Here is a 24,864-nt window from a genome sequence, read left to right as displayed (position 1 = left end):
GGATCTCTTTGGCTCTTGGGGACAGAGCCCCTCGGCGCGCGCGACATGCCGCGACATTATCGTCTACAAGGCTGTAGACGATAATGTCGCGGCATGACGACTCCCACGACGTCCACGGCGACGACCGCGACCCCGCGAGGTGCCACGGGAAACCGCCTGCTGAACAAGGTTCCCGAAGTCACGATCTGGTTCTGGATCATCAAGATCCTCTGCACGACCGTCGGTGAGAGCTTCGCCGACTACATCAACACCACGCTGGGCTTCGGCCTGACCAACACCATGCTGCTGTTCACCGCGATCTTCGCGGTCGTGCTGGCAATCCAGTTCCGCACCAAGCGCTACAGCCCGTTCCCGTACTGGCTCACCGTGGTCGTGGTCAGTGTCACCGGGACCCTCTACACCGACATGCTCACCGATCAGCAACACGTCCCGCTGTGGCTGAGCTCGACGGTGTTCTCGATCCTGCTGGCTCTCGTCTTCGGGGTCTGGTGGATGCGCGAGGGGACCCTGTCGATCCACAGCATCACCACCTTCCCGCGTGAGGCGTTCTACTGGCTGACGGTCCTGGTGACGTTCGCGCTCGGCACCGCCACCGGCGACTGGACGCTGCAACTGACCAACTGGACGCCCGCGCAGTCGGTGTTCCTCCCCCTGGGACTCATCGCGTCCATCACCCTCCTGTGGAGGTTCGGCGCCAACCCGGTCCTCGCGTTCTGGCTGGCCTACATCCTCACCCGCCCGCTCGGCGCGAACATCGGTGACTGGCTCGCCTCCCCCAAGACCGCGACCAGCGCCGGCGAACCGGTCGGCCTCGGCCTGGGCACCCTGGCTACCAGCCTGATCTTCCTCAGCGCCATCCTGGCGACGGTCGTCTACCTGTCGATCAGCCGCAGCGACGTCGCCGAGACCCACGAGATCACCCACGAGCCGTCGGTCACCACCAGTGCCCGCAAGGAGCGCATCGCGCTGGGAGCCCTCGCCCTGATCGCCGCCGCCACCGTCACGCTGATGGCCTGGGCGCACAACCAGCCCCACGTCACCTGCGACCCGACCGGGCAGAGCGAGACGCTGCCGGCCTGCCAGAAGGCCGCCCTGACCAGCGGCCAGACCACCGCGGCGGTGACGAAGTACGAGAAGCTCGCGCAGACCGCGATCGCCCAGGACAAGACCGGGACGGCCGCGGCCTCGCACGCCACCGTGCAGAGGATGCGCGACGACTGGGACGCCGACGCCACCTCCCTGCAGGCGGTCGACCAGAAGACCTGGACCCTGCTCGACGACCAGATGGACGCGGTCCTCAAGGCGTACGCCATCGACCACGGAAAGATCCAGCCGGCGCCGGCCGCCGAGCAGGAGAAGCAACTCGCCGTCCTGCTGGGCGACCTCCACAGCCACCGCTTCGCGACGGCCGGTCCTCCGACCGGATGACCAGGTCAGCTCCCAAGACACCTCGGCCGGAGGACGCGCCGGCGGGGCCGGATTCCTAGGCTGAGACGAAAGTCGGGCAAGTGCTGGAGGACGAGTGATCAAGGCCGAGGGTTTGACCAAACGCTACGGGGACAAGGTGGCGGTCGACGGGCTGACGTTCACCGTCAAGCCCGGGGTCATCACCGGGTTCCTCGGACCCAACGGCGCCGGCAAGTCCACCACGATGCGGATGATCATGGGACTGGACTTTCCCACGTCCGGGTCGGTCACCGTGAACGGCAAGCCGTTCGCCGAGCACCAGCGTCCGCTGGCCGAGGTCGGAGCGCTTCTGGAGGCCCGGGCGGTGCACACCGGCCGCTCGGCGCGCAACCACCTGCTGGCGATGGCGGCCATGGCGGGGATCGGGGTGAAGCGGGTCGACGAGGTGATCGGGATGGTCGGACTCGCTGACGTCGCCGGCCGCCGGGCCGGCGCGTTCTCCCTGGGCATGGGTCAGCGGCTCGGGATCGCCTCGGCGCTGCTGGCCGACCCGCAGACCCTCATCCTCGACGAGCCGGTCAACGGCCTGGACCCCGACGGCGTGCGGTGGATCCGCAACCTGCTGAAAAGGCTGGCCGACGAGGGCCGCACGGTGTTCCTGTCCTCCCACCTGATGAGCGAGATGGCGCTGACCGCCGACCACATCATCCTGGTGGGGAAGGGCAGGCTGCTGCGGGACGAGCCGATGGCGGACTTCATCGCCGGCGCGTCGTCGGACGTCGTCACGGTCCGGTCCCCGCAGGCGGGCCGGCTCGCCGAACTGCTGGCCGGTGAGGGCGTCACCGTCCGCAACCTCGCGGAGCAGAAGCTGGAGGTGCAGGGGCTGACCAGCGACCACATCGGTGTGACCGCCGCGGGTGCCGGGATCACCCTCCTGGAACTGGCCACGCACGCCGCGTCCCTGGAAGAGGCCTACATGGCGCTGACCGACGAATCGATCGACTACCGCTCCACCGTCGAACACATCAAGGACGCCGCATGAGCACCGTCACGACGGACACCGCCGCCGCTCCCCGCAGCGCCCCGGCCCGCGTCGAGAGCCAGCCGATCTCGCTGGGGCGGGCGGTGAAGGCCGAGTGGATCAAGTGGCGCAGCCTGCGCTCGACCTGGGTGGTGCTGGGCGCGGCCGTGGTGGGCATGCTGGCCATCGGGCTGGTCATCGGCTACAACACCCGTCACCTCACCGGGAACCAGGACGCCAACGACCTGGCGTCCTCGGCGCCGCTGCAAGGCTACTTCCTCGGGCAGCTGCTGATCGGCGCGCTGGGCGTGCTGTTCGTGTCCAGCGAGTTCAGCACGGGCATGATCCGCTCGACCTTCGCCGCGGCCCCCAAGCGCCTTCCGGTGCTGTGGGCCAAGCTGGCGGTGTTCTTCGCGATCACCGCGGTGGTGATGACCGTGATCACCACCATCGCCTTCGTGTCCGCGCAGGCGGTGATCAGCCAGGTCCGCCCCGGCTTCTCGCTGTCCGATCCCGGGGTGTGGCGGTTCGTGCTGGGCACCAGCTTGTACATGGTGCTCGCCGGGGTCATCGGACAGATGATCGGCTGGATCGTACGCTCGACCCCCGGCTCGCTGGTCAGCTTCTTCGCCCTGATCTTCGTCGTACCGGAGCTGTTCACCCTGTTCGGGTCGGCGGGCAAGCACATCGCGCAGTTCCTTCCCTCGCAGGCCGGGGAGGCGTTCACGGTGTCCCAGCCCGAGGCTCCGCACCTCACGCCCGGGGCCGGCGTGCTCGTCCTGTGCGCGTGGGCGGTTGCCGCGATCGTCGTGGCGGCCGTCTCGTTGCGCCGCCGGGACGCCTGAACGGGCCGCTGAGAACGTGCTCCCCGACCGTGCCCGCCTCGCGCCGGCGGCCCGTCTGCTTCTCGCGGACGGGCTGCTGGCCCTTGGCGTCGCCCTGGCGGCGATGCTGGCCGACACGCTCGGCCCCGACCACCGCGGCGCCCTGGCGCCGTACCTGGACGTGGCGCTGGCCGCGCCCCTGGTCGTGCGCCGCCGTGCACCGGCCACGGCCGCGTCCCTCATCGCCGCGATCTGCCTGGCGCAGTGGTTCACCGGCGTCGTGGCCGACGGTGATCTCGTCGTGCTGATCATGCTGTACTCGCTGGGCGCCTGGGAGCGGCGCGGCTGGGTGCTCGCGACCGCGCTCGTCATCGGCGAGACCGGCGTCATCATGGCCGTGGCACGGTGGACACCGCAGCCCCACCAGTGGCTGTCGGGGCTGACGGCGACCGGCACCGTCACCGCCGCTCTGGTCATCGGGCTCTACGTACGCACCCGGCGGGCCTATCTGGCCTCGATGATCGAGCGCGCGGAGACCGCCGAACGTGACCGGGACCGTCAGGCCCGGATCGCCGTGGCCGAGGAGCGCACCCGCATGGCCCGCGAGATGCACGACGTGATCGCCCACAGTCTCGCCGTCATGATCACCCTCAACGACGCCGCCGTCACCGTGACCGCCGCCGGCACGGTCCGCGACACCCTCACCCAGGCGTCCGACGTCGGACGGCAGGCGCTGGGCGAGATGCAGCGCATCCTCGGCGTCCTGCGCAGCGCCGGCCCCGCGGACCTCACCCCCCAGCCCGGCACCGCGCAACTCGCCGACCTGGTCGCCAGCGTCCGCTCGGCCGGCCTCACGGTGGAGCTCGAGACCTCCGGCTCGTCGGGCGACCTGGCACCCACCACGCAGCTCACGATCTACCGCATTGTCCAGGAGAGCCTCACCAACGTGCTCAAACACGGAGTCAACGTCCGGCGGGTGATCGTCGCGCTCACCTGCCGCGACGATCGCGTACGGATCAGGGTCACCAACGACGGCGAGCCCGGCGCGCCCGGCGCACCGGCCGGCGACACGACGGTCGGGCACGGGCTGGTCGGCATGCGGGAACGGTCCGCCCTGTACCAGGGCGAATTCCGGGCGGGCCCGATCCGCAGCGGCGGCTGGGAGGTCCTCGCCGACCTGAAGGTGATCGACCCGGCAGGTGCCGCATGACCATCCGGGTACTGCTCGCCGACGACCAGGACCTGCTGCGCCGCGGCTTCAAAATGATCATCGACGCGCAGCCGGACATGGAGACGGTGGGCGAGGCGGCCGACGGGGCCCAGGCCATCGCCCAGGCAGCGGCGCTCAGGCCGGACGTCGTCCTGATGGACGTCCGCATGCCGGGCACCGACGGCATCGAGGCCACCCGCCACATCGCCGCGCACCTGCCCGAGGTGAAGGTGCTGATCCTGACCACGTTCGACGTCGACGAATACGCCTTCACCGGCCTGCGCGCCGGTGCCAGCGGCTTCCTGCTGAAGAACGTGCGGACCGAGGAACTCCTCACCGGCATCAGGACGGTGGCGGGCGGCGACGCCGTGCTGGCTCCCAGCACCACCCGCCGCCTGCTCGACACCTACGCCCGCACGTTCCACGCCCCGGAAGCGGGCCTGCCCCCCAAGGACGTCCTCGATCCGCTGACCCAGCGCGAGCGGCAGGTGTTCACCGAAATGGCGTCCGGCCGCACCAACCAGGAGATCGCCGACCGACTCGTCCTGTCCGAAACCACGGTCAAGACACACGTCGCGCGCATCCTCGCCAAGTTGCGACTGCGCGACCGCGTCCAGGCCGTGATCTTCGCCTACGAGAACGGCCTGTCCGCACCGGGCCGCTGACCACCGCGGGCCGGCTGTCCCACGAGTGGCCTTCCGGCCCGGTCCCGGGTCCGGGCCGGGCACGGTCCGAGCGGCCGTGGGCGTACGCTGCTGAGATGGACATCCGCACCGTGCCCGGTCCGGTCGACCCCCTCGTGGGGGACGGCGCCGAGGCGCTGGTGCGGTTCTTGGACGGCCGAGGCGCCGTGGTCGTCCTCAGCGGGGCGGGGCTCTCCACCGAGTCGGGTATCCCGGACTACCGCGGTGTCACCGGGCGCCGGCGGCGATCCGTGCCGATGACGTTCCAGGAGTTCACCGCCGATGAGGACAGCCGGCGCCGGTACTGGGCGCGCAGCCATGTGGGGTGGCAGGCGATCGCGCGGGCCCGGCCGAACGCCGGCCACCGGGCCGTGACGCGTCTGGTGCGGTCGGGCCTGCTCTCCGGGGTGATCACGCAGAACGTCGACGGCCTGCAGACCGCCGCCGGAACCCCGGAGACGATCGACCTGCACGGCAGGCTCGACCGCGTCGTGTGCCTCGGCTGCGGCGACCACAGCGCCCGCACCCACCTGGACGAGCGCCTGGCCCGAGCCAACCCCGGGTTCCGCGACATCGCCGCCGCCGCCAACGCGGACGGCGACGCCGAACTCCCGGCCGCCCACGCGGCCGGTTTCCGTGTCGTGCCCTGCGAAGCGTGCGGAGTCGGGACGCTCAAGCCCGACGTGGTCTTCTTCGGCGAGAACGTGCCCGCCGAGCGCGTCCAGCGGTGCTACGACCTGGTCGACGCGTCGTCAGCCCTGCTGGTCCTGGGCTCCTCCCTCACCGTGATGTCCGGCCTCCGCTTCGTCCGACGCGCGGCCCGCGCCGGCACCCCGGTGGCGATCGTCAACCAGGGCACCACCCGAGGCGACGCCCTCGCCGCCCTGAGACTCGACCTGCCGCTCGGCCCGACCCTCACCGCCCTCGCCGACGGTCTGGGCGCCTGACGGACTGCGCTTCCCGGGTGGGGTCGTGGACTTCCTCGGCTTCCTCGGCGGGCACCCGGCGGCGTCCGCCCCTGTCGGGACCATCGCCTTCGAGCGCGAGGACCCTCGGATGGCGGGGGCGATGGAGGTGGCCTTCCGCTGGTGCGGCTGCCCTGAGAGTCTTGGCGCCGATCGGATCGGCGAGGGTCTGACGGCGGTCGTGTCGGTGCAGCTGGACCGCCCCGAGTTCGAGGGTTCCACGCGCGGCGTGCTGGGCGATGCAGCGGTTCGGGAGTGCGTCGGACAGGCCGTCCAGGACCACCTCGGCGAATGGCTGACGGAGCATCCGGAACAAGCCGCGACCGTCATCGACAACCACAGGAGGCACTCCCCCGTGCGCACTCTCTACGTCGTCACGCATCCCGAGGCGACGCACCACATCGAGGGGGTCGTCGGCGGGTGGTACGACTCACAGCTCACGCCCGGCGGGGTGCGGGCGGCCGAGGCCATCGGGCAGGCGTTGCGAGGGCGGGTTCCGGAGGAGGCCGAGGTGCGGGTGGTCTCCTCGGATCTGCGGCGGACGCTGCGGACGGCCGCGGAGGTCGGCGGAGTGTTCGGCGTGGAGCCGGTCGTGGATCGCAGGCTGCGGGAGAAGTCCTACGGTGAGGCGGGGGGAAAGCCGCAGGCGTGGCTGGACCGGCGGTTCGTGCCGCCGCCCGCTGCCGGGGAGCGGATGGACCACGACGAGGGCGTGGAGGGGGCGGAGACCAGAGGCGTGTACGCGCGGCGCATCTACGCGGCCATGGACGAGATCCTGCGGGACCCGTGCGAACACCAGATCATCGTCACGCACGGCGGCTCGCTGACCTTCGTCATCGCGTCCTGGATCAAGATGCCGATCGAGTCGGCCGGCTACGCCAGTTTCCGGTCCCCCTCCGGCAGCATCACCACGCTGCGCGAGGACGACCGCCTCCACAACCGCCAGGTCGTCGCCCTCGGCGACACCCGCCACCTCGCCCCGCCCCAGGACGGCTGACGGGGCCTCAACTCAGCGCAGGGTCATCGAAGACGACGTGCTCGATCCAGTCGTCCAGGAAGGCGGCCAGATCCTGGGCTTCGGCGCGGACGGCCTCCTGCTCCACGCGGGTGAGCGGGCGCAGTGGGCTGACGCCGAGTCGTCGGTCGCGCACGGCCCAGGTGGCGGTGACGCGTCCGTCGACGAGGACGGTGCGGTGGCCCGCGACCGACAGGCCGAGGTGGGCGGCGTCGATGATCCGGGACCGGTCGTGATGGCCGAGGATCGCGTTGTCGAACGCCGGAAGGAACCGGACGGGGGCCGGCGTGTCGGGGTGCGGGCGGGGCGCCTCGGGCAGGTCGAGCAGTTCGCGGCCGCGCTCGTCGCGGAAGACGACGAGCTCGTCGCGGGCGGCCTTGACGGCGGCGGGGAGGCCGGCGAGGCCGGACCAGGCGCGCAGGTCCGCGCTGGCGGCGGGCCCGTACGCGGCGAGGTAGCGGCGCAGCAGCTGCTGTCCGACGGGGTCGGCGCCGTCGACGGGCAGCGGGTCGATGTCCCGTTCCAGCCAGGTGCTCAACGGCAGGTTGCGTACGCCGGCGGTCTGCTGCCACAGGCCCCGGGGCGGCAGTTGGGCCATCGGGATGAGGGCCGCGACCAGCAGCTCGCCCAGCGCACGGCGCGGTGGACCGGGCCAGCGCTCTTCGAGCGTCTGCACGAGCTCGGTCATGCTGCGCGGCCGCCCGTCGGCCATGACCGCGCGGCCGGCGGCGGCGACCTCGTCCAGGTCGATGCCGGCCAGCTCGGGCCGGTAGGTTCCCAGCACCCGCTGGCGCAGCATCGCGTCGTGCCGGGCCCGCCAGGCGAGCGCGTCGTCGGCGGTGACGAGGTGGACGGTGCGCCGCATCAGATGCGTGCGCACCACCGCGCGTCCGGTCAACGCCTCGTCCAGCCGCCCCGGTTCGAAGCCGGCCAGCCGGGACCACAGCCCGGTGAACGGTTCCTGGGGCTCCTGCGCCTGCATGCCGCACAGGTGGGCCACCACCTCCGGTACGGACAGCTCGCCGCGCTCGAGCAGGTGCTGCCGGGCGAGGGTGGCGCGATTGAGAGCACGGGCGTCAAGGACGGTCATGGCTGCGGCGCTCCGGACGGCGTAGGCGTGTCAGGTCAGTCGGACAGTCGGTCGGTCGGTCCGTGGGTTCAGCCGTTGTACGGGGCCGCGACGTCAAGAACCCAGGTGACGCCGAAGCGGTCTGTGAGCATGCCGTACAGCGGCGCCCAATGCGCGCGCTCCAGCGGACTCACGATCGTCGAGCCCTCGGCGAGCCTGCCCCACAGCGCGCTGACCTCGTCGGCGTCGGTGCCGCGCACGGAGACGAAGAACGGGTTCTCGCCCTGGCTCCAGGGCAGCTGCGAGGGCACGTCGTAGGCCATGACGTGACTCCTCCCCCTCCTGAAGGGAGGGGGCTTCTCTCTATGCCTGGTCGGCGTAGAGACGGACCAGCCCGGCCCGTAGAATGTTGGTGGCGCCCACTGTGTCAGCGTGTGCCAGGTGGCCGCAGGCGACGCAGTGGAACTCTGCCTGTGTGGGCCGGTTTTCCTTGGTGGTATGCCCGCATTCGGGGCACATCCGGGAGGTGTTGCGGGGGTCCACGGCGATCACTTCCCGGCCGGCGCTTTCAGCCTTGCTCGCGAGGATCTGGAGGAACACCCCCCATCCGGCATCAGCGATCGAGCGGTTGAGTCCGGTCTTCGCGGCGGCCCCGTTGGGCAGGAAGCTGCCCGGTCGCTCGGGATCGGGCTTCGGAGCGACAGCCTTGGCCATGTTGCGGATCGTCAGGTTCTCGTGCGCGATGACATCGTGCTCGCGGACCAGGGTGAGCGCGGTCTTGTGGGCGTGGTCGAGGCGCTGACGGCGGACCTTGCCGTGCAGCTTGGCGACTTTCCCGACCGCGCGGCTGTGGTTCGCGGTGCGCTTGTCGCGTCGGACGCGTGGAAAGCGGGCGAGGGCCTGCTGTGCGGCTTCGAGCCGGGTGGCGTTGCGGCGGCCGTGGCGCGGGTTGGGCACGAAGCCGCCGCTGGAATCGGCGAGGAAGTTCGCGATACCCAGGTCGATGCCGACGGCCGAGCCGGTTTCGGGGAGCGGTTCGAGCTGGTCCTGCTCGGCGGTCAGCACAACGAACCACTTCGCGCCCTCGCGCTTGACGCTGACCGTCTTCACCCTGCCGACGACCGGGCGGTGCTGGTGGACCTTGACGTGCCCGACGCCCTGGAGGCGGACACGGGTGACCGGGTCGTGGGGGGTGGCGTCCCAGCGGCAGCCGTCGCCGTCCTTCGGGAAGTCCACCGTGTCGAACCAGTTGACGCCCCGGAAGCGGGGGTACCCGGGGGTGTCCCCGGACTTGACCCGGCGGAAGAACGCGGTGAACGCCTTGTCGAGTCGGCGCAGCGTGGCCTGCTGCGAGGAGAACGACCAACGGCCCTGACGCTCCGGGTCGAACGCCCGGATCTCCTTGAGCTGCGCCGACTGCTGCCCGTACTTCACGGACGTCTTCGAGACATGCCGGTAGGCGTCACGGCGTTCCTGCAACGCACCGTTGTAGAGCGAGCAGTGATCACGCAGCATCTCGCCGAGCGCGATCACCTGGCCCACGGTGAGCCGCATGAGGAACTTGTACGCACGGATCATCCGGCCCACCCCCTTTTCCGGTCTGGCTCCACCGATCCTAATACGCTTGGTGTATGTCACCACGCTGGGAACAAAATCCCGATATCCGCACCGGCCGCCACGTCGCCTACGCCCTGCACGCACATTTGGTGTTCGTGACCAGGTACCGGCGCGACATCTTCGATGACGCCATGCTCGAACGGTGCGAAGAGATCATGCGCGAGGTCTGCACCAGCTTCGAGACGGAACTGCGCGAGTTCAACGGCGAGACCGACCACGTGCATCTACTGGTGCACTACCCGCCGAAGATCGCCCTGTCCAAGCTGATCAACAGCCTCAAGGGCGTCAGCTCCCGCTACCTGCGGGCTGAGTACACCGGCCGGATCAACCGGACCGGCATGGGCTCCGTCTTCTGGTCCCGCTCCTACTTCGCGGGTTCCTGCGGCGGCGCACCACTGACCGTGATCCGCCAGTACATCGAAGGGCAAAAGCGCCCCCTCTGACCGTCAAGACGGAGACGCAGCGGCCTCCGGCGCTGCGCGCCCCCGGCCTCGGGATGCGTTTCCCTCCCCGGCTGAAGCCGGAGATACCCACGCAAGATCAGGGATGGAAGCCGTTGCTGCCGACCACCTCGCCCCACATCACCCAGTCGGCCTCGCTCTCGTTTCGAACGGCGCCCGCGTCCTGGTAGGTGACCGCGGCGGTACGTCCGCCGAAGACGGACTGGTAGAAGTCCAGCGCCTCGCGCGCGGTGCCCCGGAAGTTCAGGGGCAGCTGTGCGGCGGGTCATCGTCCCCACTTTACCTACCCGCTCCACCACTCCGTCGCCCCGCGGAGCCGAAGGGATCCGACGTCCCCCGGCCTCTGCTGCCGTACGCGTTGACAGTGAGCTGATACGGCGATCTCATGTATGGGAGCGCTCCCACGCACGCTCGCTCCCTCAGCTCTCCCCTCGGGAATCCACGAAAGAGGCCCCCATGCCCGCTCACGCCCTGCGATTACTGCGCGCACCCTGGACCGCGGTCGCGGCCGCCGCCGTACTGGCCGTATCGCTTCTGATCTCGTTGCCCGCCAGTGGCTTCGGAGCCACTTCATCCGGATGCCGGGTCGAGTACACCACGAACGAGTGGACCGGCGGCTACACCGCCCAGCTCCATGTCACCAACCTCGGCCCGGCCGTCAGTAGTTGGCGACTGACATGGACGTACACCGGGGACCAGCAGGTCACCTCCGCCTGGAACGCCACTGTCACCCAGAGCGGCAGCCAGGTGACCGCTGTCAACGCGTCCTACAACGGTGCGCTCGCCGGCGGCGGCGCCGTCGACTTCGGTCTGCAGGGGACCGTGCACACGGGTGGCTCGCAACCCGCCGGCTTCGCCCTCAACGGGCAGTCCTGCGGAGGCGACAGCACCACACCGCCGACCACCCCTCCCTCGACACCGCCGGACACCCCGCCCACCACACCTCCGGCCACGGACTGTGGCAGCGCGGCCGTCTGCACGGGCTTCGAGGATCAGAGCGGTCCCGTCCCGTCCGGGGCCTGGCAGTTCAGCGCGCCCGACTGCCAGGGCACCGGCACCGCCGCCATCGACACCGAAGTCGCGCACAGCGGCACGAAGTCGCTGCGGGTGGACGGACGGGCCGGTTACTGCAACCACGCCTTCGTCACCTCCACCGCGGACCTGTCGTCGGTCGGTCCGGTGCTGTACATCCGCATGTGGGTGCGCCACACCACCGCTCTTCCGGCCGGGCACGTCGCCTTCGTCTCGATGCCGGACTCCTCCCAGGGCGGCCGGGCACTGCGGATCGGCGGCCAGAACGGCGCCCTGCAGTGGAACCGGGAGAGCGACGACGCCACCCTCCCCGCGCAGAGCCCGGCCGGGGTGGCGCTCAGCGCTCCGCTGACGACGCAGACCTGGCACTGCCTGCGGTTCGCGGTCGACACCTCGGCGCCGAAGCTCGACACCTGGCTCGACAACAACCAGGTGGCGGGACTGCACGCCGACGGCGTACCGACTCAGGACATCGACCAGCAGTGGCTGTCCCGGACGACGCCGCCGAGGCCGACCGCCCTGCGCCTGGGATGGGAGAGCTACAGCACGGGCGACGACACCCTGTGGTTCGACGACGTGGCTGTCGCCTCGACACCCGTCAGCTGCTGAGCAGCGGGGATCGGGGTGTGGCGCGGCGGCCTGCGGACCGCCGCGCCACGGGCACGCTCCCGGGCCGGGCCGGTCAGGCGTTGCAGGAGACCGACGGCCAGGTCCAGTTGCCGTTGGTCATGATGGTGACGCCGAAGGTGTTGCCGCTGCCGTTGGGCTTGGCGACCATCACCTGACTGCTCGGCCAGGTGGCGCTGGTGTTCCAGGTCGCGCTGATCTTCTCGGGGGACGGCACGTTCATGGTCACCGTCCAGTTGCTGGAGCCGGCGACGGTGACATTGAGGTTGTAGCGGTCCGACCACTGGTCGCCTGCCGACATCGTCGCGGTACAGCCGCTGCCGCCGCCTCCTGTGGTGCCTCCGTTGCCGCCGGTGGTACCTCCGTTGCCCCCGGTGGTACCGCCGTTGCCTCCCGTGGAGCCTCCGAGGGTGATGCTGGAGTTTCCGCTGGACTGGTAGCCCTCTGTTGCCAGGATCTCGTAGTTGAAGGTGCCGAGGTTCATGCCTTGGCCGGCCCAGGCGTTGAAGTGGTTGCCGACGGTGATCGTCCCGCCGGTGCGCTTGGACTGCCGGACGCTCCAGTACTGGTTGAAGGTGGCGGTGCCGATGATGGACGGCTCGTTGTAGCGGGTGGTCTCGTAGATGTCGTAGGTGCCCCCGTCGCTGGTGACGCTGCCCTTGTACGTGCCGGTCGGGCGGTATGTGCCGTAGTTGTCGACGATGTAGTACTCGACCAGCGGGTTGGTGGTCCAGCCGTACAGCGACAGATAGGCGTTGCCGGAGGGGTTGAAGCTGCCGGAGTAGTTGACGGCGTTGCGTGAGCCGGTGCTCCAGCCCTTGCCCGCAACGAAGTTGCCGACGTTGCTCCAGGAGGTGCTGTAACTGCCGCCGGAGCTCAGGGTCATCGAGGACTGACCGCCACCGTCACTCCAGAACGAGTAGAAGTAGCCGTTGTTGGTGCCGGTCTGGTTGGAGGAGACGACGGTGTCGGCGTTCGCGGTGCCGGGCAGGATCAGCGCCGCGACGCCGGCGAGCACGATCGTGCACAGCACGCTCAACAGCAGTCTGAAGCGGCCGAGCAGGTGGAGTCGGCCGCCTGGACGGGCGGCCGGGGTGGAGTCGTCGTTCATGACCTGCTTCTTTCTCGTGGGGGGCAGGTGGGAACGGCCTGCGGCGACAGGGCTGTCGGCGGCCTGGTGATGACGGCGACAGTGTTGGTCTGCCTTTGACGGAGTGTCAATAGTTTCGGCACTATTTCCGAAAGCTTCGATCGACCCGACTCGCCCACCTCGAACAGTTTCCGCAGTTCACTGCCTTACATGGTTCGTCCAGGCGAGGGCATTGCTAGTTCACCGATCAGAGCAGTGGCATCTCGTGACCATGAAGACCGAAAGTTTCGACCCGTTCGTCGGGTCGAAAGAACCCGGGGCCGCGCGAGCGGTTGACGGCATGGCTGACGGCCGTGCGGCCCGCCGCGACGGACCGCACAGCCGCCTCGTCCTGCCCGGATCTCCCGGGCGGTCAGGACCCGCGCGTCATGAGAATGTGCAGCCGATGGAACCGATCGGGAAGTTGTTGCCGGTCGAGTTGGCCGTGAAGCCGAACGTGGTGGAACCGTCCGGTGGGATCGTGCCGTTGTACGCGGCGTTGCCCACGCTCATGACGCCGTTGCTGCTGGACTGGGTGCCGTTCCACAGGCTGGTGATCTGCGTTCCGGTACCGGGTGTCCAGGTCGCCTTCCAGTGGCTCGTCGGCGAAGTGCCGTGGTTCATCACCGTGACCTCGCCCTGGAAACCGCCGCTCCAGGCGTTGGTCACCGCGTACATGGCCATGCAGGAGCCGTCGTCCCCAGGAGTGGTGGGCGGCGGAGTGGTGGGCGGCGGGGTCGTCGGCGGCGGAGTGGTCGGCGGCGGGGTCGTCGGCGGGGTCGTCGGCGGCGCGGTGGTGCTGCCACCGTGGACGCCGGTCACCTCACCGTGGCCGCCGTCGAAGGCGATGTCCGAGCAGGAGAAGAAGTTCTCGTTGCTGTCCGAGCGGACCCACTGGATGAACATCAGTGCGTCGCCCGAACGGTTCGCGGGCAGCGCCTGGTCCCAGTAGTAGTGCCCGCCGACGGTACCCGGCGAGCCCACTGCGGGCGGGTTGGTGACGCTCCCGGCCTGTTCGAGGTCGGCCCAGGCCAGCGGGGTGGCCGGGGACCAGCCCTGCTTGGTGATGTACACCTTGAAGGTGCCGGGGTGCGCGGCCCAGTTGCTGTACTGCAACTGGATCGTGGCACCGGACGTCAGGTGCGTCCGGGGCCAGTCGTCGCGGGCGGCGTTGTAGCCGGAGAAATCGTACGGCGACTTGTTGCCCGCGCTGCAGAGCGTGCCGTCGGGCACGTAACCCTCGCCCCGGCCGGCCGCGTTGGAGTCGAGGACGGCAAACCAGTTGTACAGCGACGTCGAACCGCTCTGTGCCACCGCGGCGGCGCAAGCGGGATTGGTGGGGTCGAGGGCGCCGGTGGACGTCAAGGCGTCCTCGTAGCACAGATACGTGCGGGAGCCGGGCATCATCGCGACGCCGTGGGCCTGCGCGGAGCCCTGGCCGAGCAGTACGAAGGCGACTGCCGAGACCAGCAGGCCGAAGCCGGCCAATAAGGGGGACTTCCTGAATCTCTTCAAAGTGCTGCCCTTTCCGGGAACGCCCCGGAGCCGTGACTGGCGCTGCCGGGGCGGCGTGGGGGGAAGGAGGCGGAGCCCAGAGTGTGGGAGCGCTCCCACTTGTGAAGCTAACAGCGGCCTGACGGTCTGTAAATCCCCGCCGCCGGGCCCCGGGTCCGTCAGCGGGCGGTTGCCACCGCGAGGAGGAACCAGCCCGTGTGGGGGATCCACTGCTCGGCCCATCGCCATGACTCGCTTTCGGGGGCGTCATCGGGCAGGAACGCGATGTCGTCCTCGTCCGCCCAGCCGGAGGTGATGCCGTTGACGATGCCGCCGGGGAGGTTCGGGAAGTCGGTGGCGTAGTCGACGTTGTTGCGGCCGCGGCCCTGGAGCATGCAGGCGTCGAACGGGTTGCGGCCGGTGATCCAGGCCAGCTGGTCGTCGGCGAAGTCGAGCAGCCGCTCCCGGTCGGCCGGGGACACGCCGTCCAGGTCGGCGCACGAGGTGGCCGCCGCGGCCAGTGAGGCGATGGTGGCGTTCTCGCCCTGCCACCAGTAGCCGGTCTCGTTGGCGTGCGGGAAGAAGAACGCGTCGCGGTCGGTGCCGCCGGCCGGCCGTACCCGCTGCCGGGGAAGTCCGAACGGGTTCGGAACGGCGGAGGTGCGGGCCAGCGTGTCGAGCATCGCCTCGACGGCCAGTTCGCGTGCCGGGCCGGCCTCGGGCGCGTCCGGGAGGACGGCCGCGAAGCGGACCAGGGCGAGGATCGGCAGGCCGGCCTCCACCGCGTGGAAGAACGGCCGTCCCTCGGCGTCGGCGGTGAACCAGCCGGGCCCGCCGTCGCCGGGCCGCACGTACCGGCCGGTGAGCAGCCGCGCCCGGCGCCGCGCCGCCGCCTCGGCCGCCGACGCGCCCGCCGCGACCAGTTCGGTGGCGGCCAGCAGCGCCGCGTAGTCGTCGGTCACCGACTCCGTGCCGTCGTCCAGGTACTCCAGGTTGTGCGCCTCCAGGTGGGTGAAGCCGGTCAGGGCCGCGTCCAGGTACTGCGCGCCGGTGAAGTCGCCGTGGTCGTCCAGGGTGGCGGCGCGGGCCAGGGCCGCGATGGCGAGGCCGCCGCCCTGCCGGTACGCGGCCTGGTAGCGGTCGGTGCGGACGCACTCCGGGAGCGGCGCCGTCACGAACCGCTCGTCCAGCCGCTTGGTGAGGGCGTCGAAGACACCGGTGTAGAAGTAGCCCTCGGGGGCCCGGAAGCGGACCAGGAAGTCGGCGCCCCACAGCGCCTCGTCGCGCAGCCGGGCGCCGAGCGAGCGGACCAGGGCGGGGTGCCGCTCGGCGAGCGCGTCCCGCGCCGCCGCCAGCGCCCAGGCGCACAGCGGGATCTGCTGCGGGCTCATGGTGCGGGTGTAGGTGAGGTGGCTGAGGAACTTGCTCACGTCGCCGCTGGCGTCGAGCCAGCCGCCGCGGGCGTCCACCTCGCGCCCGCTCTCGTCGCCCCACAGCCGCGCGTGCCGGTCCTTGCGGTCGATCTCGCCGCTGGACCGCATCGCCTTGAAGTACGCGAGCACGTCCGACATCGTCTGCCGCTGGATCCGGTCGGCGGCGATCTCGAACGGCTCGGACACGGTTTCCCGGCCGCCGCCGTCCGCCACCCGCACCGTGTACGTGCCGGGCGGCAGGTCCGGCGGAAGCGGGATCCGCGCGAAGGGGCCGCCGTGCCAGCCCTGGACGGCCTCGACCGGGCCCGCGGTGAGCGGGCGGGGGCCGTCCGGGCCGTGGAGTTCGCTCGCGCGCGGCGGGCGGCCGTCCGGCAGTACGGCGACCACCGCCTTGGACGCGGCGAGCCCGTGGCCCAGGTGCGCGGTGAGGATTCTCGGGGTGTCGTTCCTTGCGGGCACCTGCGGGTACCGCCCCTTCCCGTCTGCCGGTGGACCGGGGGTCGGCCGGCCGGCCGCCGCCGGGAGTCCCGGGCGGCGATGTTTGCAAAGGTACGCAGTGGGCTCTCAATGGCAAATAGTGGTATGCGATAAATTTACCAACGGGCCACCGAAGGCTGCTCGAAATCGCCGAACACGTCCCCCGCACGCCACTTGAGAGCGCCCGTGGACCGACCGCGTGGTATGCACTGGTATGCTACTGGTGATCACCGGGAGGAACTGTCGTGGGTGTAGAAGCCGCACCGAGTCGCGCACCGCAACTGGCGGACACCGCGCACCCGCTGTGGTCGCGGACCGCCGAGCTCATCGGGGACCAGATCGAACGGGGCGAACTCGCCGCGGGGGCACGGCTGCCGCCCGAGCGGGAGCTGTGCGCGCGGCTGGACATCTCCCGGGTCACGCTGCGCAAGGCGCTGGCCCACCTGGTCGACCGCGGGGTGCTCACCTCCTCGCACGGCCGCGGCTGGTTCGTCACCACCGCGGCCCCGGCCACCGAGCGGGAGTGGCCCAACGACCTGGAGTCGTTCACCGCGACCGCGCTGCGCAAGCACCTGCGGCCCGGGGCCGTCGTGCTGCTGCACGACGTGCACCCGGCCTCGCTGGACGACGCCGAACGGCTGCTGGTCCCGGCCGGCACGCCGCTGCTGCGGCTGGAGCGGGTGCGGCTGCTCAACGACGTGCGGATCGGCGTGGACCGCACCCTGATGCCGACGGCGGTCGCCCCGGGCCTGGAACGGGTGGACTTCTCCACCGCGTCGCTCTTCGAGGAGCTCCGCGACCGGGGCGTGCGCCTCGACCGCTCCGTGGTGACGATCGAGGCGCGCGGCGCCGACCCGGCGCTGGCCGCGAACCTCGACATGGCGGAGGGCACGCCGGTGCTGGTGCTCGACCAGACCATCTACGGCCGCGACCAGCGCCCCCTCCTGCTCTCCACCGTCAGGTACAGCGGCGAGCGCTACCGGCTGCGCACCACCTTCCAGCCGCACTAGCGCCCGCCGCCCGCCCGAGGCCCCAGTAGGGCTAGTAGGGGTAGTGCACGGGGCTGCTCGCCACCGTCCGCCACCGCCGCTCGGTGAACTCCTCCAGGTTCGAGTCGCCGCCGGCCCGGCCGCCCAGACCGGAGTGGCCGATCCCGCCGAACGGGGCCAGCGGCTCGTCCTGCGGCGTGGCGTCGTTGACGTGGACCATCGCGCAGGTCAGCCGGCGGGCGATCTCGGTGGCCCGGTGCACGTCCGAGCCGACGACCGACGAGACCAGCCCGTACCCGGTGTCGTTGGCCAGCGCCACGGCCTCGTCGGCGCTGTCGACCACCGCGACCGGCGCGATGGGCGCGAAGATCTCCTCGGTCCACAGCGCGGACGCGGGATCGACGTCGACCACGACGGTGGGCCGGAAGAACCTGCCCTCGTTCGTGCCCCCGGTCAGGATCCGGGCGCCGCCCTCGACCGCGTCGTCGAGCAGCCGCCGGGCCCGCTCCAGCTGCGCGTCGTTGATGATCGGGCCCAGACCCGTCCCGTCGCGCAGCGGATCGCCGACGGTGACGGCCGCCGCCCGGTCGGTCAGATCGCGCAGGTACGCGTCGGCGACCTGGCGTCCGACGATGTGCCGGCCGGCGCTGATGCAGGTCTGCCCCTGGTAGTGGAAGCTCGACCAGGCCCCGATCATGGCGGCCTGCTCGACGTCGGCGTCGTCCAGCACGAGCAGGGCGTTGTTGCCGCCGAGCTCCAGCGACGTCTTCTTCAGCAGCGATCCGGCGGTGCGGGCGATCTCCCGGCCGACCGCCGTCGAGCCGGTGAAGTGGATCATCGCCACGTCCGGGTGCTCGACCAGCCGGCGTCCGACCTCCTCGCCACCTGGCAGCACCTGGAAGATCCCGGGCGGCGCCCCTGCCTGGTCGAAGACTTCGGCGATGGCCAGCCCGCCGGAAACGGGGGTCTCCGGGGAGGGCTTGAGCAGCACGGCGTTCCCGAGCGCCAGGGCGGGCGCGATCACCCGCATCCCCAGCACGAGCGGGAAGTTCCACGGTGTGATCACCCCGACCAGGCCGACCGGGACGCGTTCGGACACCGAGAAGCGGTCGGCGTGGCCGGTCCGCAGGACCTCGCCGACCGGCCGGGAGGCCAGCGCCGCCGCCTCGATCAGCTCGCCTGCGGCGGCGCCGATCTCGTAGTCGGCCTTGCCGGCGATGCTGCCGGTCTCCCGCACGATCAACTCGGCGAAGCCGCCGGCCTGTTCGAGCGCCGCGGCGGCCTTGCGCAGGATCGCGGCCCGCTCGCCGTAGGGGCGGGCCGCCCATTCGCGCTGCGCGATGAGCGACGAGGCCACCGCCGCGTCGACCTCCGCGGTGTCGGCGCCGCCGGCGAGGTCGAACACCTCCCCCGAGGACTTGTCACGGACCGGGAGCGACCCTCCGGCGGCCGGCGGCCGAAACCTGCCGTCCACGTAGATGGCTCCCGCCCAGGGCGAATCGTGCTCTGCCATGTTCAGCTCCTTCAAAGGTGGTTTGCGGTGGCACGCGTCCCGGCCGCCTGGTGCCCGGCCCTTGCCAGGGCCACCGCGCCGGCGACCGGCGGCACGTCCAGCAGGCGCAGGTCCAGGTCGGGGTGTGCGGCGCCGAGCCGGTCCCGCAGCCGGTCGGCGAGCAGCGGCTGGCCGATGACGACGCTGCCGGCCACGACGACGGTGCTGCCGGCGGCGCCGCGCGCCCGCAGTCGGGTGACGAGGGTGCACAGGTGGTCGGCGGCGTCGTCCACGACGGCGAGCGCCAGCGCGGAGCCGGCGGCGGCGGCCGTGAAGACGGCGGGGGCCGCCGGGCCCCAACTGCCGCTGGTGGGCAAGTCGTTGACGGCGCGGGCCAGGCCCGGCGGCTCGGCGGCGCCGTAGTGCGCGAGCAGCTGCGAGAGCAGCCCGTCGTCGGGCTGCCCCGCGTCGTACGCGGCCAGCGCCGCCTTGGTCGCCTCCCGGACGATCGCCGGGGCGCTGCCCTCGTCGCCGAGCACCCAGCCCCAGCCGCCGGCGAACAGCACGGTGCCGTCGGCGGCGGCGCCCACCGCGATCGAGCCGGTGCCGGCGATGACACCGATCCCGCTGGCCAGGCCGGCGGCCGGGACCAGCAGCGCGGCGTCGTTGACGACCGTGGCGGCCGTCCCGGACGACTCGAAGGCCGCGGCGAGCCGCGCGCAGTGCTCCTGCGTGTCGCAGCCCTGCGCGCCGACACCGAGGGCGGCGATCTCGTCCCCCGCGGGCAGTACCGAGTTCACCCGGTCGAGCAGCCAGCGCGCGGCGCGCTCGACCGGTGCCGCCTCCCAGCCGGTCGACGGGATCTCGACGTCGGCGCGGATCGCGCCGTCCGGCGCCGCCACGCGTATCGCGAGTTTGGTGCCGCCGATGTCGGCACCGACCAGCACCCTCATACGGCCGGCCGCCCCTCGGTCACCTTGATGTCGGCGTTGTGGAACACGAACTCCTCGATGTCCACGCCGCGCACCTCGGCCACCGCCTCGACCAGGATCTGCACGACCAGGATCTCCATCACCGCGCGCTGCGCGGCGGGCAGCCTGGGCACCCGCACCGGGTGCAGCAGCGGCCGTTTCCTGACCGGCGCCGCGGTGACGAGCACCACCGGGTGCCCGGCGTCCGCGAGGGTGTCGGCCACCACGTGCTCGCGCTCGTCGCCGAAGACGACGTGCACTCCCCCGCCGGCCGACTCCATGGCGCCGTGCAGGTACTGGCGGGTGCTCATCCCGGTGGACGGCACCCGGACGACCTCACGGAAGAGCAGCGCGCCGGCCTCCGCCGAGCCCACCGCGGGACCGGCTCCGACGAAGTCGGCCGAGGTGGCGTCGGCGAAGAGCGGGGCGAGCGCCCGCACCTGCTCCCCCGTCGCCTCCTCCGTGGCGCCGAAGAGCGCGCCGAGCCGGGACCAGCCCTCGTCGAGGGTGCCGCCATCCCACACGTCGGCGAGCATGCCGAGCGCGGCGACGGTCGCGGTGTAGCCGATGGTGGACGCGTAGCTGTCCGGGATGCTGCCGATGCCGAGTACACCGGTGGCCACGTCCGCGATCGGCGACGGCGACATGTTGACCACGGCGTGCCGCAGCGGCGCGGTGACGGACTCCAGCACGGCCAGCGTCTCCGCGCTCCGGCCGCTCTGCGACACCCCGAACACCGGGTGGGTGCTGGCCGGGAACGGCAGCGGGTGGTCGCCCGCGCCGAGCCGCCAGGAGTGCACGCCCCTGCTGCGCAGCGACCACACCGGGGCGCAGGCGGCGGCGAGGCTGGCGCCGATGCCGACGAACACCGGTCCCGGGCCGGACAGCAGGCCGGCCGAGGCCAGTGCCCGCACCGACGGGTCCAGCCGGCCGATCGCGGCCTCCAGTTCCTCGGCCTGGGTCGCGCGGGCCGCCGCGTAGGAGAGGTAGCCGTCGCTCATGTCTGTTCCGTTCGGTCGTAGGTCCGTGCGGCCGGGTCCCAGTGCGGTGGGATCGGGGGGACGGATGAGGCGGTGCTCGCCACGGTCACCGGTGCTCCGAGGTCGATGGACTCCTCGACGCTGAGCATGATGTCGAGCACGTGGTAGGCCAGTTCGCCGCTGGCCCGGGGCGGCCGGCCGGCCCGCACCGCGCGGGCCAGTTCGAGCACGCCGACACCGCGGTCGCGGGGCACTCCCTCGGCCGGCCGGGTCTGCCAGGAGGCGCCGGGCGTGGTGTCGGTCAGCAGCCTGGTGGGGCCGTCGAACCCGCTGACCGGCACCTCCATGACGCCGTCGCTGCCGGTGATCTCGAACAGCTGGCGGCGCTGCGGGGAGTCGAAGCTGTAGACGGAGGTGCCGACCGCGCCGGAGGCGAAGGTCGTCACCACGCTGACGTGGGTCGGGACCTCGACCGGGAAGACGGTGCCCGCGTCGGGCCCCGCGGCGATGGTCCGCTCGGCACGCGGGATCTGCCCGCTCGCGCTGACCGACACGACCGGGCCGAGCAGCTGCACCAGGGCGGTCAGGTAGTAGGGGCCGATGTCGAAGAGCGGCCCGGCGCCCTTGGCGAACAGGAACTGCGGTCGCGGGTGCCACAGGTCGGGACCCGGGCCCTGCATGAGGGTCAGGACCGTCCTGGGCTCGCCGATCGCGCCCTGCGCCAGCAGCCGGTGCGCGGTCTGTATGCCCTGGCCGAGCACGGTGTCGGGGGCGTTGCCGACCACGACACCGGCGGCGTCGGCGGCGTCGAGCACCGCGCGGGCGCTCGCCCGGTCGAGTGCCAGCGGCTTCTCGCCCCAGACGTGCTTGCCGGCCGCGATGGCGGCGAGCGCGACCTCGGCGTGCGCGGCGGGGACCGTCAGGTTCACCACCAGGTCGACGTCGTCGCGGGCCAGCACCTCGGCGGTGCTCCCCCAGGCCGGCACGCCGTGCGCCTCGGCCTGCGCCCGGGCGCGGGCCGGTACGAGGTCGGCCACGGCGGTGACGGCGAGGTCGGGGTAGCCGGTGAGGGCCCGCAGGTACTGGTCGGAGATGTCGCCAGCGCCGATGACGGCGACCTTGACCGGGGCGCTCACGCGGCCGCTCCGGCCAGGAAGTACGCGGCGTTGCGTGCCACGAGCGGCCATACGTCGCTGTGGTGGGCGACGACCTCGACGACGGGCAGCTCCAGGCTCGCCGCGGCCAGCGCGAAGACCTCGCCCATCCGGCCGGTCGCGTCCACGCCGAGCACCGGCCGGTCGTTGCCGGGTTCGCGCTCGTGCACCACGTGCAGCAGCCGTACCCGGTCTCCGAGCCGCGGCAGCAGCTCGAACACGTCGGCGCCGCCGACACCGGCCCAGTACACGTCGAGTTCGAGCACGACCGCCGGGTCGAGGAGTCCGGCGAGCAGTTCGTAGGCCGGCACCCCGTCGACTTCTTGGGCGAACTCGAAGTCGTGGTTGTGGTAGCCGATCCTGATGCCGCGGGCGGCGGCGAGCGCGGCGGCGGCGTTGAGCGTCTCGGCGAGCCGCCGCACCCCGGCCCGGTCGGCGATGCTGCCCGGGTCGACGTACGGGGTGATGACGGTGCCGATGCCGAGGGCTTCTGCGGCGTCCAGCACCTGCGTCACGTCGTGCCTGACCACCGAGGCGTGCGCGGAGGCGGCGCTCAGCCCGGCGTCCCGCAGGGCGCTGCCGAGCCGGTCGGGGTCGGTGAGGATGTCGTACGGCTCCGCGTGCGTGAAGCCGAGGCCCGCGAGCCGGGCGAGGGTGCCGTCGAGGTCGGCGGGGCCGATGTCGTCGCGCACGCTGTAGAGCTGGATCCCCAGCGGTTGTCCGGTCGTCATGCGCCGGCCTTTCCCTGGTCGTTGTGGTGTCCGTGGTCGTGCCCGTGGTCGTGGTCGTGCTCCGCGGGCTGGTGGTGCCCGCCGGGGTGGCAGTGGGCCGCGGTGGAGGCCGGGATGTCCAGCGTCGGGTTGCGGTCGAAGAAGCCGTAGGGCTTGAGGGCGAAGCCGGCGGAGTCGACCGGCATCACCGGCCAGTCCTCGGGCCGCGGGAAGTGGGTCAGTCCGAACGTGTGCCAGAGCACGATGTCGGTGTCGTCCACGTCCCGGTCGGCGGCGGTCCACTCGGGCAGCCCGGCGCCGCCCTTGTGCATGTTGACCAGGTCGCCCGCCGGGTAGTTCTCGTCCGGCGCGTAGGGGGTCACCCACAGGTGCCGGGTGGCGAAGGCGGCCCGGCGGTGGATGTCGGAGTCCTCGTCGGCCAGCAGCACCGGCCGGCCCTCCGGGTGCAGCAGGTAGCCGACCGGGTCGCCCAGCCGGTTGGCGACCGAGGGGTTGGTGACCAGCCAGGCCCGGCCCAGGGTGTTGTCGGCGAGCCGCTGGGCGCCGGACTCGGTGCGCAGCCGGGTGACGGTCTGGGTGAAGCCGGTGCCGGTGGGGTTGCCGGGCCCGCGGGGCACGGCCGCGGCCTCCACCTCGTCCACGGCGTTGCCGGTGCCGTCCACCGCCATGTCGAGCCGGGCGCTGAACAGGTGCTGGTGGTAGGGGGCGCCGAGGCCGGGGGCGAGCTGCGAGGCGTACGCGTAGCCGGGTCCCGGGTAGCCGGAGGTGAAGACCACTCCGGTGGCCTTGACCTCCAGCTCGATGGCGCCGTCGAGCGAGAAGTACCAGTAGAAGCCGTAGTCGTAGTTGCCGACGGTGACGAAGAAGGAGACCACCAGGCGACGGTTGCGGCGGGAGTCGGAGGAGCCGTTCCAGTTGTCGTAGTGCTTCCAGAGGATGCCGGTGTCCTCCTCGTGGATACAGATCGCCTGCGGGATCACCCGGACGTCGCCGGCGCTGTCGGCGAGCACCGCGTCGAGGTAGGTGATGTCGCCGACGCAGTCGCAGCCCAGTTCGAGGGAGTTGGCGAAGCCGCCGAGCAGGTACTCGCCGCAGTCGAAGAAGTTCTGGAACCAGCGCTGCGGGCTGGGGTCGCCGTAGGGGACCATCATCTCCGCGACGGAGGCGCGGTAGACCACCGGGCGGCGGCGGCCGGCGTCGTCGATGCTGATGTTGTGCAGCACCAGACCCTCCCGCTGGTCGAAGCCGACCTGGAAAGACCAGCCGAGCCAGTCGATGACGCCGTCCTCGTCGATGGTGAAGCTGGGGCCCTCCGGCTGGCTGATCTCGATCGGCTTCATCCCGGCCCTCGGCGGCCGGTCCACCCACCGCGGATCGTGGAAGTTGCCGTCCTCCTGCGGCACCGGCAGGTCGGCGTGGTCGACGACGTCCAGCACCTCGCGGGTGACCACGTCCACGATGGCGGTGACGCCGTCCACCGGGTGGGCCCAGCCGAGGTCGTCGGGCGTCTTCTGGACGAAGGTGAAGCAGCGCTGGAGGCGGCGGCCGTCCTCGCCCTCGCCGGGGACGCCGGCCGACAGCGGGTTGACCCGCAGCGTGCTGAGGTCGGTCAGGCCGCGCTTGCGCATCGCCGCCAGCCAGCGCTCGTCGGCGTGCACGATCTCCTCGACCAGCGGGAACTCGGCGAGCACCACCGGGACATGGCCGTCGGTGGCGGGGTCGAGCGCGCGGGCGGAGACGATCCGGTCCTCGTCCGGACAGGCGACCACGTCGTGCGACAGGCCGGTGCGCAGGTCGACCAGCATGGCGCGGAAGCGGCGGGCGGCGACGGTGCCGGCCAGCAGTTCGCGCTTGTCCTGCTCGGCCAGGCCGAAGTAGGAGACGTGGGTGTCGGGGCCGAGCAGACCCTCCCGCTGGAGGAGGGCCTTGCACGTCGTGATCTCGTCGGGGCGTGGCGAGGCGAGGGCGCCGGCCAGGGCCGGCGTGCCGTAGGCGCTCGCCGGCGCGCCGCCGGGGGCGGGAGGTTGCGTTGCTGTGGTCACGGTGGCTCCGCTTCTGCGAAGGGGGTCCGGAGTGCGCGGGC

The 24,864-nt window shown here is 71.6% G+C and carries 21 protein-coding genes and 2 pseudogenes; 10 read left to right on the top strand and 13 right to left on the bottom strand.

Translation table 11 applies throughout. The features are described 5' to 3' along the window. Positions 1-93 precede the first annotated feature (93 nt). The 7 genes from ACQPW6_RS37565 (at position 94) to ACQPW6_RS37535 (ending at position 7,107) form a co-directional block, all read left to right on the top strand. A complete protein-coding gene (locus tag ACQPW6_RS37565; protein ID WP_433894207.1) occupies positions 94-1,428 on the top strand; it encodes a COG4705 family protein in 1,335 nt (444 codons plus the stop codon). A gap of 94 nt (positions 1,429-1,522) precedes the next feature. Then, positions 1,523-2,449: an ABC transporter ATP-binding protein gene (locus ACQPW6_RS37560; RefSeq protein WP_433894206.1), complete on the top strand. Its 927-nt coding sequence runs from the start codon at positions 1,523-1,525 to the stop codon at positions 2,447-2,449. Beyond that, positions 2,446-3,273 (top strand): ABC transporter permease, encoded by an 828-nt coding sequence (locus tag ACQPW6_RS37555; RefSeq protein WP_433894205.1) that lies wholly within the window; start codon positions 2,446-2,448, stop codon positions 3,271-3,273. Before ACQPW6_RS37560 ends, ACQPW6_RS37555 begins: the two co-directional genes overlap by 4 nt. 16 nt (positions 3,274-3,289) lie before the next feature. Beyond that, a complete protein-coding gene (locus ACQPW6_RS37550; RefSeq protein ID WP_433894204.1) occupies positions 3,290-4,462 on the top strand; it encodes a sensor histidine kinase in 1,173 nt (390 codons plus the stop codon). Continuing rightward, entirely contained in the window at positions 4,459-5,127 is a 669-nt protein-coding gene (locus tag ACQPW6_RS37545) for a response regulator (protein WP_433894203.1), read from the top strand. Before ACQPW6_RS37550 ends, ACQPW6_RS37545 begins: the two co-directional genes overlap by 4 nt. Positions 5,128-5,222: 95 nt before the next feature. After that, on the top strand, positions 5,223-6,092 hold the full coding sequence (locus tag ACQPW6_RS37540; protein WP_433894202.1) for an NAD-dependent protein deacetylase: 870 nt from the start codon (positions 5,223-5,225) through the stop codon (positions 6,090-6,092). Positions 6,093-6,117: 25 nt separating this feature from the next. Continuing rightward, entirely contained in the window at positions 6,118-7,107 is a 990-nt protein-coding gene (locus ACQPW6_RS37535) for a histidine phosphatase family protein (protein ID WP_433894201.1), read from the top strand. Positions 7,108-7,114: 7 nt separating this feature from the next. Here the strand turns inward: ACQPW6_RS37535 and ACQPW6_RS37530 are convergent, their stop codons facing one another. From ACQPW6_RS37530 to ACQPW6_RS37520, 3 genes and pseudogenes are all read right to left on the bottom strand, one after another. Then, positions 7,115-8,215, bottom strand: coding sequence for a winged helix DNA-binding domain-containing protein (locus ACQPW6_RS37530; protein ID WP_433894200.1), 1,101 nt, complete (start codon positions 8,213-8,215; stop codon positions 7,115-7,117). A gap of 68 nt (positions 8,216-8,283) precedes the next feature. Beyond that, positions 8,284-8,523: pseudogene (locus tag ACQPW6_RS37525) on the bottom strand (VOC family protein); the annotation flags it as partial. A gap of 34 nt (positions 8,524-8,557) precedes the next feature. Beyond that, positions 8,558-9,772 (bottom strand): RNA-guided endonuclease InsQ/TnpB family protein, encoded by a 1,215-nt coding sequence (locus tag ACQPW6_RS37520; protein WP_433894199.1) that lies wholly within the window; start codon positions 9,770-9,772, stop codon positions 8,558-8,560. Between the two features lie 53 nt (positions 9,773-9,825). On the opposite strand from ACQPW6_RS37520, the gene tnpA reads away from it, so the two are divergent. Then, a complete protein-coding gene (gene tnpA / locus ACQPW6_RS37515; RefSeq protein ID WP_433894198.1) occupies positions 9,826-10,254 on the top strand; it encodes an IS200/IS605 family transposase in 429 nt (142 codons plus the stop codon). Positions 10,255-10,357: 103 nt separating this feature from the next. On the opposite strand, the pseudogene ACQPW6_RS37510 reads toward tnpA, so the two are convergent. After that, a pseudogene (locus tag ACQPW6_RS37510) lies at positions 10,358-10,525 on the bottom strand (VOC family protein); the annotation flags it as partial. Between the two features lie 203 nt (positions 10,526-10,728). Between ACQPW6_RS37510 and ACQPW6_RS37505 the strand changes: the two are divergent. Then, positions 10,729-11,913 (top strand): cellulose binding domain-containing protein, encoded by a 1,185-nt coding sequence (locus ACQPW6_RS37505; RefSeq protein WP_433894197.1) that lies wholly within the window; start codon positions 10,729-10,731, stop codon positions 11,911-11,913. 73 nt (positions 11,914-11,986) lie between these two features. On the opposite strand, the gene ACQPW6_RS37500 is transcribed toward ACQPW6_RS37505, so the two are convergent. From ACQPW6_RS37500 to ACQPW6_RS37490, 3 genes are all read right to left on the bottom strand, one after another. Then, positions 11,987-13,042, bottom strand: coding sequence for a glycoside hydrolase family 11 protein (locus ACQPW6_RS37500; protein WP_433894196.1), 1,056 nt, complete (start codon positions 13,040-13,042; stop codon positions 11,987-11,989). Between the two features lie 405 nt (positions 13,043-13,447). Continuing rightward, positions 13,448-14,575 carry a lytic polysaccharide monooxygenase gene (locus ACQPW6_RS37495; RefSeq protein WP_433894195.1) on the bottom strand — a complete coding sequence of 376 codons (1,128 nt, stop codon included), beginning with the start codon at positions 14,573-14,575 and terminating at the stop codon, positions 13,448-13,450. Positions 14,576-14,733: 158 nt separating this feature from the next. Further along, on the bottom strand, positions 14,734-16,446 hold the full coding sequence (locus ACQPW6_RS37490; RefSeq protein WP_433894194.1) for a glycoside hydrolase family 9 protein: 1,713 nt from the start codon (positions 16,444-16,446) through the stop codon (positions 14,734-14,736). Positions 16,447-16,709: 263 nt separating this feature from the next. Here ACQPW6_RS37490 and ACQPW6_RS37485 point away from each other — a divergent pair, with 263 nt between their 5' ends. Further along, a complete protein-coding gene (locus tag ACQPW6_RS37485) occupies positions 16,710-17,474 on the top strand; it encodes a GntR family transcriptional regulator (RefSeq protein WP_433894193.1) in 765 nt (254 codons plus the stop codon). A gap of 31 nt (positions 17,475-17,505) precedes the next feature. Here the strand turns inward: ACQPW6_RS37485 and ACQPW6_RS37480 are convergent, their stop codons facing one another. Genes ACQPW6_RS37480 through ACQPW6_RS37455 form a run of 6 tightly spaced genes read right to left on the bottom strand, consistent with a single transcriptional unit; the run spans position 17,506 to position 24,823 of the window. Continuing rightward, complete coding sequence (locus ACQPW6_RS37480) at positions 17,506-18,966, bottom strand: aldehyde dehydrogenase family protein (protein ID WP_433894192.1); 1,461 nt, start codon at positions 18,964-18,966, stop codon at positions 17,506-17,508. Positions 18,967-18,977: 11 nt separating this feature from the next. Further along, positions 18,978-19,898, bottom strand: a complete 921-nt coding sequence (locus ACQPW6_RS37475) for a BadF/BadG/BcrA/BcrD ATPase family protein (protein ID WP_433894191.1) — start codon at positions 19,896-19,898, stop codon at positions 18,978-18,980. Beyond that, complete coding sequence (locus ACQPW6_RS37470) at positions 19,895-20,917, bottom strand: SIS domain-containing protein (protein ID WP_433894190.1); 1,023 nt, start codon at positions 20,915-20,917, stop codon at positions 19,895-19,897. Before ACQPW6_RS37470 ends, ACQPW6_RS37475 begins: the two co-directional genes overlap by 4 nt. After that, positions 20,914-22,032, bottom strand: coding sequence for a Gfo/Idh/MocA family protein (locus tag ACQPW6_RS37465; protein WP_433894189.1), 1,119 nt, complete (start codon positions 22,030-22,032; stop codon positions 20,914-20,916). The genes ACQPW6_RS37470 and ACQPW6_RS37465 overlap by 4 nt, the downstream gene beginning before the upstream one ends. Next, complete coding sequence (locus ACQPW6_RS37460) at positions 22,029-22,781, bottom strand: sugar phosphate isomerase/epimerase family protein (RefSeq protein WP_433894188.1); 753 nt, start codon at positions 22,779-22,781, stop codon at positions 22,029-22,031. The genes ACQPW6_RS37465 and ACQPW6_RS37460 overlap by 4 nt, the downstream gene beginning before the upstream one ends. Beyond that, positions 22,778-24,823: a primary-amine oxidase gene (locus ACQPW6_RS37455; protein WP_433894187.1), complete on the bottom strand. Its 2,046-nt coding sequence runs from the start codon at positions 24,821-24,823 to the stop codon at positions 22,778-22,780. The genes ACQPW6_RS37460 and ACQPW6_RS37455 overlap by 4 nt, the downstream gene beginning before the upstream one ends. Positions 24,824-24,864: the final 41 nt, after the last annotated feature.

Source organism: Streptomyces sp. CA-111067 (assembly GCF_050956065.1).
GTDB lineage: Bacteria > Actinomycetota > Actinomycetes > Streptomycetales > Streptomycetaceae > Actinacidiphila.
The sequence above is the reverse complement of the archived record's forward strand: the minus strand, read 5'-3'. Positions and strand labels throughout refer to the sequence as shown.

Bases quoted from the DNA above. Each gene is read 5' to 3' on its own strand.
- ACQPW6_RS37565 (WP_433894207.1), top strand. From the start codon at position 94: ATGACGACTCCCACGACGTCCACGGCGACGACCGCGACCCCGCGAGGT.
- ACQPW6_RS37555 (WP_433894205.1), top strand. From the start codon at position 2,446: ATGAGCACCGTCACGACGGACACCGCCGCCGCTCCCCGCAGCGCCCCG.
- ACQPW6_RS37545 (WP_433894203.1), top strand. From the start codon at position 4,459: ATGACCATCCGGGTACTGCTCGCCGACGACCAGGACCTGCTGCGCCGC.
- ACQPW6_RS37540 (WP_433894202.1), top strand. From the start codon at position 5,223: ATGGACATCCGCACCGTGCCCGGTCCGGTCGACCCCCTCGTGGGGGAC.
- ACQPW6_RS37530 (WP_433894200.1), bottom strand. From the start codon at position 8,215: ATGACCGTCCTTGACGCCCGTGCTCTCAATCGCGCCACCCTCGCCCGG.
- ACQPW6_RS37520 (WP_433894199.1), bottom strand. From the start codon at position 9,772: ATGATCCGTGCGTACAAGTTCCTCATGCGGCTCACCGTGGGCCAGGTG.
- tnpA (WP_433894198.1), top strand. From the start codon at position 9,826: ATGTCACCACGCTGGGAACAAAATCCCGATATCCGCACCGGCCGCCAC.
- ACQPW6_RS37505 (WP_433894197.1), top strand. From the start codon at position 10,729: ATGCCCGCTCACGCCCTGCGATTACTGCGCGCACCCTGGACCGCGGTC.
- ACQPW6_RS37500 (WP_433894196.1), bottom strand. From the start codon at position 13,042: ATGAACGACGACTCCACCCCGGCCGCCCGTCCAGGCGGCCGACTCCAC.
- ACQPW6_RS37480 (WP_433894192.1), bottom strand. From the start codon at position 18,966: ATGGCAGAGCACGATTCGCCCTGGGCGGGAGCCATCTACGTGGACGGC.
- ACQPW6_RS37475 (WP_433894191.1), bottom strand. From the start codon at position 19,898: ATGAGGGTGCTGGTCGGTGCCGACATCGGCGGCACCAAACTCGCGATA.
- ACQPW6_RS37470 (WP_433894190.1), bottom strand. From the start codon at position 20,917: ATGAGCGACGGCTACCTCTCCTACGCGGCGGCCCGCGCGACCCAGGCC.
- ACQPW6_RS37460 (WP_433894188.1), bottom strand. From the start codon at position 22,781: ATGACGACCGGACAACCGCTGGGGATCCAGCTCTACAGCGTGCGCGAC.